This window comes from Bacteroides muris (ex Afrizal et al. 2022), from assembly GCF_004793475.1.
Classification (GTDB): domain Bacteria; phylum Bacteroidota; class Bacteroidia; order Bacteroidales; family Bacteroidaceae; genus Bacteroides; species Bacteroides muris.
Map to the genome: position 1 here is coordinate 1 of NZ_SRYZ01000084.1, position 5,899 is coordinate 5,899.

At 38.0% G+C, this 5,899-nt stretch carries 10 protein-coding genes; 5 read left to right on the forward strand and 5 right to left on the reverse strand.

Features of this window, described 5'->3' with window-relative positions:
- Window positions 1–54 precede the first annotated feature (54 nt).
- Entirely contained in the window at window positions 55–156 is a 102-nt protein-coding gene (gene gpGT, locus E5355_RS20415; RefSeq protein ID WP_370868497.1) for a phage tail assembly chaperone GT, read from the reverse strand.
- Here gpGT and E5355_RS18645 point away from each other — a divergent pair.
- Window positions 150–380 (forward strand): DUF6965 family protein, encoded by a 231-nt coding sequence (locus tag E5355_RS18645; protein ID WP_136011503.1) that lies wholly within the window; start codon window positions 150–152, stop codon window positions 378–380. The genes gpGT and E5355_RS18645 overlap by 7 nt on opposite strands.
- Before the next feature lie 45 nt (window positions 381–425).
- Window positions 426–716: a hypothetical protein gene (locus E5355_RS18650; protein WP_136011504.1), complete on the forward strand. Its 291-nt coding sequence runs from the start codon at window positions 426–428 to the stop codon at window positions 714–716.
- Window positions 717–794: 78 nt separating this feature from the next.
- Here E5355_RS18650 and E5355_RS18655 read toward each other — a convergent pair whose 3' ends face one another.
- Window positions 795–2,186 carry an integrase gene (locus E5355_RS18655; protein WP_130080459.1) on the reverse strand — a complete coding sequence of 464 codons (1,392 nt, stop codon included), beginning with the start codon at window positions 2,184–2,186 and terminating at the stop codon, window positions 795–797.
- A 420-nt stretch (window positions 2,187–2,606) separates the two neighbouring features.
- Here E5355_RS18655 and E5355_RS18660 point away from each other — a divergent pair, with 420 nt between their 5' ends.
- Window positions 2,607–3,095 carry an Arm DNA-binding domain-containing protein gene (locus E5355_RS18660; protein ID WP_136011505.1) on the forward strand — a complete coding sequence of 163 codons (489 nt, stop codon included), beginning with the start codon at window positions 2,607–2,609 and terminating at the stop codon, window positions 3,093–3,095.
- Window positions 3,096–3,297: 202 nt separating this feature from the next.
- On the opposite strand, the gene E5355_RS18665 is transcribed toward E5355_RS18660, so the two are convergent.
- Window positions 3,298–3,648: a hypothetical protein gene (locus E5355_RS18665; RefSeq protein ID WP_136011506.1), complete on the reverse strand. Its 351-nt coding sequence runs from the start codon at window positions 3,646–3,648 to the stop codon at window positions 3,298–3,300.
- A 507-nt stretch (window positions 3,649–4,155) separates the two neighbouring features.
- On the opposite strand from E5355_RS18665, the gene E5355_RS18670 reads away from it, so the two are divergent.
- Window positions 4,156–4,353, forward strand: a complete 198-nt coding sequence (locus E5355_RS18670; protein ID WP_117922830.1) for a hypothetical protein — start codon at window positions 4,156–4,158, stop codon at window positions 4,351–4,353.
- A 45-nt stretch (window positions 4,354–4,398) separates the two neighbouring features.
- Window positions 4,399–4,818: a DUF5053 domain-containing protein gene (locus E5355_RS18675; RefSeq protein ID WP_117922831.1), complete on the forward strand. Its 420-nt coding sequence runs from the start codon at window positions 4,399–4,401 to the stop codon at window positions 4,816–4,818.
- A 159-nt stretch (window positions 4,819–4,977) separates the two neighbouring features.
- On the opposite strand, the gene E5355_RS18680 is transcribed toward E5355_RS18675, so the two are convergent.
- Together E5355_RS18680 and E5355_RS18685 are read right to left on the reverse strand one after the other, a co-directional pair.
- Entirely contained in the window at window positions 4,978–5,406 is a 429-nt protein-coding gene (locus E5355_RS18680) for a DUF5053 domain-containing protein (protein ID WP_136011507.1), read from the reverse strand.
- Window positions 5,407–5,444: 38 nt separating this feature from the next.
- Window positions 5,445–5,639 (reverse strand): diguanylate cyclase, encoded by a 195-nt coding sequence (locus E5355_RS18685; protein WP_176469697.1) that lies wholly within the window; start codon window positions 5,637–5,639, stop codon window positions 5,445–5,447.
- Window positions 5,640–5,899 lie beyond the last annotated feature (260 nt).

Here is a 5,899-nt window from a genome sequence, read left to right on the forward strand (position 1 = left end):
ATCGGCTGAAAAACAGCCGATAAAATTGTCGTGGCGGAAAATAGAATGATTACATTACTTAGCAAGGTTTTGATAGGTAAAGCAGTCCAATAAGCTACCTTTTTTCTTTGGCTTCTCTCTGCTATGATTTATCTTTGCAACAAAAAAATATGGCATACAATTATGACGAAGAAAGCGTGAATGCCTTAATGAAATGGGCTGAGAACGCACAATTGCCTAAAGAGGTGACATTAAGTGAGGCAGAACATATTTTTGATACCTCCATGTATGTTAATGCGAATATCTGTGATATTAAACAGCATTATCCGGATGCTTTCTATAATCCGGCCATTGATAGATTGTATCGGTTGAAGGAATTTGTAGAAGGGGCAGCTGGATAAGCCGCCCGTTTTTTGTTTTTCATTAAGACTTCATACTTTTGTACTATGACCTATAAGGAAGCTCAATCATATTTGAACCGTATCAAGGAATTTGCTATTGGAGCATCGGTAAGAGGACGCATAATAGAACATCTTTCCATTGGACCTACCGATTGGGAGGAAATGACTGGATTTATGAATCTCCGTATTCGGAAAGGAGAGGAAGCTGCCTTAATGGAATATGACAGTCTGGGTAAGAGCCTTTCTGTATATGGAGTATCAGTCAAGGATAGTGGTGGAATTCCACATTGGGAGATGACCATTATGGATAGCTGGGAGTTGACATTGACAAATTAATATAAAAAATCCCCGTAGCGGCTCAACTACGGGGATGGTGTCAAATAACAGAGTATCAATATGAGATACTAAGTGAGCCTATTCCATTACAGATAAATCATCGTCAACTTCATACTGATTACAGCCAAAAGCCGCACACATTAAAATAAAACGTTCTTTTATACCTAATCCGGTATATCTGTCTACAGCTCCGCTGCCTTTTGCATGAAGTCCTGCTGCGTATTTATCTATCTGAACTTTATTCATTAAATCTACATGAGTTTTACGGGCAAGTTTACTGCTTGCGATCTCATATATGGATTTGTACTCATTTGTTCCCAATGCCGCACTAAACATTGCCACTTTCCGGCTAATCTCACAGTATTCAAGTAGTTTTTTTATTTGATAATTGTACCCGGTTTCACCATTGCCATCAGGATAATAGGGTAACAAAGCATTGCTTGGTAGCCTACCTTTATACTTCATAATAATATTATAAGCAATACGAATGATGGGAGTTTTTATCTCAGTGCGTATAAGTCCATCCTTGTGTGTTTTCTGAGGTAAATAATGAATGTAAGGTATTCCTTCTTCAATGCTGATATTATCAAAAGTGAATCGTCTGAAATCACCTATACGGCAACCGAAACAACATTGAACAACGAATACATCTTTTACTCGCTGCAATGTTTCGGGACATTCTTTGTGGACAACTTCATTGAATTCTGTTTTGGTGAGAAAGAAAGGCTCGTCATATTGTTGCTTCATAATGGACTCTTTTTCTTTTCCTATCTTGCGGAAAGGAGATACGGGAATAACATCATTACTTTCAAGCTCCACCATAAATGCTTGTAATAATAATAGTTTCTCAGCAATTGTATTCTGGCTTCTTTCCTTTGATGGTATATTCCGCTTATTCATTTCTGCGTACAGTTCTGGAAATTTTTCAACCAGAGTGTATTCTTTGCGTAGAAAATCACGAAAATTTAGAATATGTTCCTTATTGAATTCATTGACCGGCAACCCGTCAATGCCATTGATAATGAGGAATCGAGTCAGTTCCCTTATCACTACATCGTAATGTTTCTTTCTGCCGGGACCTATTACACCTGCATTTAGCCATCCGTCAACATAGCGTTGGAACATACTACACATGGATTCCTCTTCACTGCTGATGTTATATTTTTCAGGATGTAAGTGCTGGTCTATTAAGATTTCCAGTTTTTCACTGGTTAATTCTTTGTTGCTCCCATAAATGGATAAAATTAGATTCTTCCGTTCTTCAATAGATGTGTTAAATGATGTTCTTATGTCTAACTTTATAATACTTTTAGCCTTATATTTTTCAGTCTTGGCATCCCAAAGAGTAGGAGAGACCATAATATCTGATTTGTGGAATAACTGTACATTGCGTCCATCAGATAATCGAAATCTGACATTTACCTCTTTATCTTTCTTCCCAGTTCTTATAAATGCTTTTACTGTAGTCATATATTCTCTGTTATATCGGTTGTGCAAATATACATAAATTGCACAACTCAGTTCAAATATTGCACAACATAATGCAATGGTATGCAATATAATATTTTTATATTACTCTGATTTTTAATATAATGTTATATGTATTGGTTTTATAGTATTTTATATTCCGAATCGCAACGGAATCACGAAAGGCGGTTACTTCGGTAGCTGCCTTTTTTGTTGTCTATCAGTTGTTTAAAGCGTTTATTATTGTCTATCAAGCTGTTACCTCCCGCATTCTATTAACATCTATTAAGCGGATAAATACAGAGAAATACGGAGAAAGAAGTTGTTTTTGATACCAATATGATACCAACATTTTTACTTGATACCAAAAATGTGATACCGTTTTCCGGTTTAACTATTTACTAACTTAAAACGTTAAAAAGCATGAAGTACCCAACAATGAAATTCGTGTTCGACAGAAAGAAAGTCGCCACGAAAACCAAAAAAGGACTTGTTCAAATCGAAGTAACTTCGGAAGGCAAGCGGAAATGGATTGGAACACCGGTAAAGGTGTATTCCGACCAATGGAACGAAAAAAAGAAGGTGACTAATTCGGTCAACTCCATCCAGCTTAACACAATACTTGATGGGATGATGGCAAAGTTGAACGAGTTCATTCTTGACCTTGTGAAAAATAACCAGCAGTTTGACTTTGAAAAACTTAATGCGTTTTTGGAAAAGTCAACCCGTTCTGATTCGTTCATTGAATTTGTACGTACAAGGATAGAGGATAGAACAGACCTCGAAGATAGCACCCGTAAACAGCACAGAACCTTGCTACAATCGCTTGAAAAGTTCGGGAAGATAAATTATATGGATGACCTTACAAAAGCGAATATAACGCTTTATGACGAATTTCTTCATCAGCAATAAAACTCGTTTCATATTCAATTATTTATAGTATTTTTGCAAAAAAAAGAATCATTATGAGAAAAATGCTACAAACGCTAAAATCTTACTTTGACCGCCGTTTGCGTGAGCGCTGTGTTAAATATGCCTCACGTTCCTGCCAAGGCACAGACAGAGATGTAATCTATGAAGTACAAAGACTGTATTCGTTTATTAAAGGAAAGTTCTAATAAGCACTTACCTCTACAGCGGGTAAAACTACCGGTAAAGTAAACCTTATTTTATTCTCCGATTTATTTGTTTTGCCTTCTTCGCAACTACCTCCTGCATTCAGAACTGCGGCCATCACTCCTATCTTACCTTGAGAACCAGCTGTGTTTTCAGCTATTAGTGTCAAGTCGAAATTTATTTCCATGACATTGTGCATATATCCTTGTATCTCAACATGGGGATTTTTGCCAGCTCCTAATACTGTTGCCGGATTGACAATCAATTTACCAGGCATTTCATTATTTAATTCATCAACAGATTGTGCAAGCTGCAAAACAGTGTTTTTTATAAAATCTTTTAGTTCCATATCTAAATAATCAATTCCTTATGCCGCGCGCCCACCGGAACCACCCGGAACCCGATTGAGTACGGGTTGCACGGCATAAGGAATTGAAACGTTTGGTTTATATTGGGCAAGGCAAAGATGGGGAAAAGTTACGGATAATCAAAAAGGATTGATTATTTTTGCAAAAAACAATTCGCTATGAACACTTCATATTACAAAATACTCCGTACACTTTTTTGGATAGCAGGCTTGATGTTTGTAGCCGCCATTTCTTATATCTGCTATACTTTAGGGGCATCACTAAAATAACAACCCGAGCAGAAACGATATGATACCAACCACGGCACTTACAGCCCCTATGACTTTTCCTGCGACTTTGAACTGTTCTTTTATGGATAGTTTCCGCTGATAATTCTTCATCCCCCTGTGTGCATAAAAAACAATAATACATAGTAAATTTATTATGTATTTGTTGCACATATCAAAAACACTATGTATCTTTGTAGTGTTCAATAAAACAAGGAAGTAATGGAAAACAAAAAAGAGATTTTACTAATTGCCCAGAAGCTAACCGAGCTAAGGTTGAAACAAAAGATGCTGAAATGGGCATTTGAAAACAGTAAAGGGTTACCGGAAGAGAAGATGAACGCCATACTTGATGAAAAATTGAGAATAGACCATCTGATAAAAATGCTGGAAACCAAACTAAAAGAATTAGAAAAGTAAAAACAGCCCCCTCGGACGAAAAGAGGGGGCAAAAAAAATTTGCTTATGAAAACAATCAATGACGAACTGAAGGAACTTACTGCCATTCTAAATGGAGATTCAACCAACAAGGAAGAGGAATACCAACAGAAGTTCTTGTACATACAAGAACATTACACTACGAAAGCCGATTCAGAAGCCATTGCCGACTGGCTGTTGAACGGGTATCACGAACTGGCTAAAGAAGCGGAGGAGCTGAACCGTACAATAGCCTTGCAGGAGAAGATAAAGGAGATGAAGGAAATTGTGCCAATCTCTTATATCGCCCGTAATTATTTCGGGAAAAGTACGGCTTGGCTGCAACAGCGTATTTACGGCTACAAGGTACGTGGCCGTGTCTATACGCTAAGTGAACAGGACAGGCTGATTTTTAATAATGCCATCCACGACATTTGTAACAAATTAGGCTCGCTATCCATAGCTTGATAGACGTTTTATTGAACATTCTGTCCCCACAGCTTCGAGCCACTGTGGGGATTTTTTATTTCTCCGCACCATATCTGATTATTTATCGCCAGACTACCCTTCATGGGCAACAAAAAAAGGGCTTCCAGCCCGTGGAAGCCCTCCGTCACATTTAAAACCTTACGGCCTCGTGATAGACCGGGAAGTATCTTTCATTATGTCGCCAAGCTCGGATAGAGCTAAAGACAGGGTATTCAGTTCATCAGCGGTAAAGTTGGCAGGTTTGCCGTTTACCGCACTTCCGTTAATCCGTTGATATAGCCATTGGCGTGTTCTGCCAAAATAGTGCTGGGCAATATACGACATGGAAGCGAAAGGCAATACTTTTTCTAAGGTCTGCCTGATTTCTACTGTTTTCACAATGGCTTGGGCTTCATCGATTGATTGCCTAGCACCATCTTGGAATGCTTGCGCAAACGCTTTTTTATCCTCCGGTGAAAGCGTCTGCAGAAAAGCCCTGAAACGTTTTTTATGGTCGGCCAATTCCTCCGGAGTATTGCATTTTACATATTCCGACTTCCATTTTCCCAATTCTTTCTGTACGTCCATAAGCCTAAAAATTATATGTTAGAGAAAAAGTAGCCCCCTCAAGGAGGGCTACCATTTTCATTCAGCTTGTCTTGTGCATCATTCAAGTCATCGAGACAATCATTGATGCCTTCCTCAAGCTCCTCATTGGAAATCCAATCAGTATTCTGAATGTCATCCCAATAGAGGGAAAAGAAGCTGAGGTCTTTTTTCGCAGCTTCAATCCGAGCCTTTAGCTCTTCGTCTTCAGTCATAAAAAGATCGCGATACATTATGACACTGCAAATATAATAACCTTTTGGTAATTGCACAAGGGAAAAAGGAGTTATTTTTGAGAGCCTGTTTAAAAATGCCTGAAATCTTTTTCTAAAGAGGTTTCCGTATCCGCCAGATTATTTCTTTCTTTGAAGCGACCAAACTTAAAAAAAGATGTATCATACAGATTTAACGGAAACCGATTGGCAATATATAACAAAAGTATTGAACCTGCAAGAAAGAAAGCGAAAATATGATT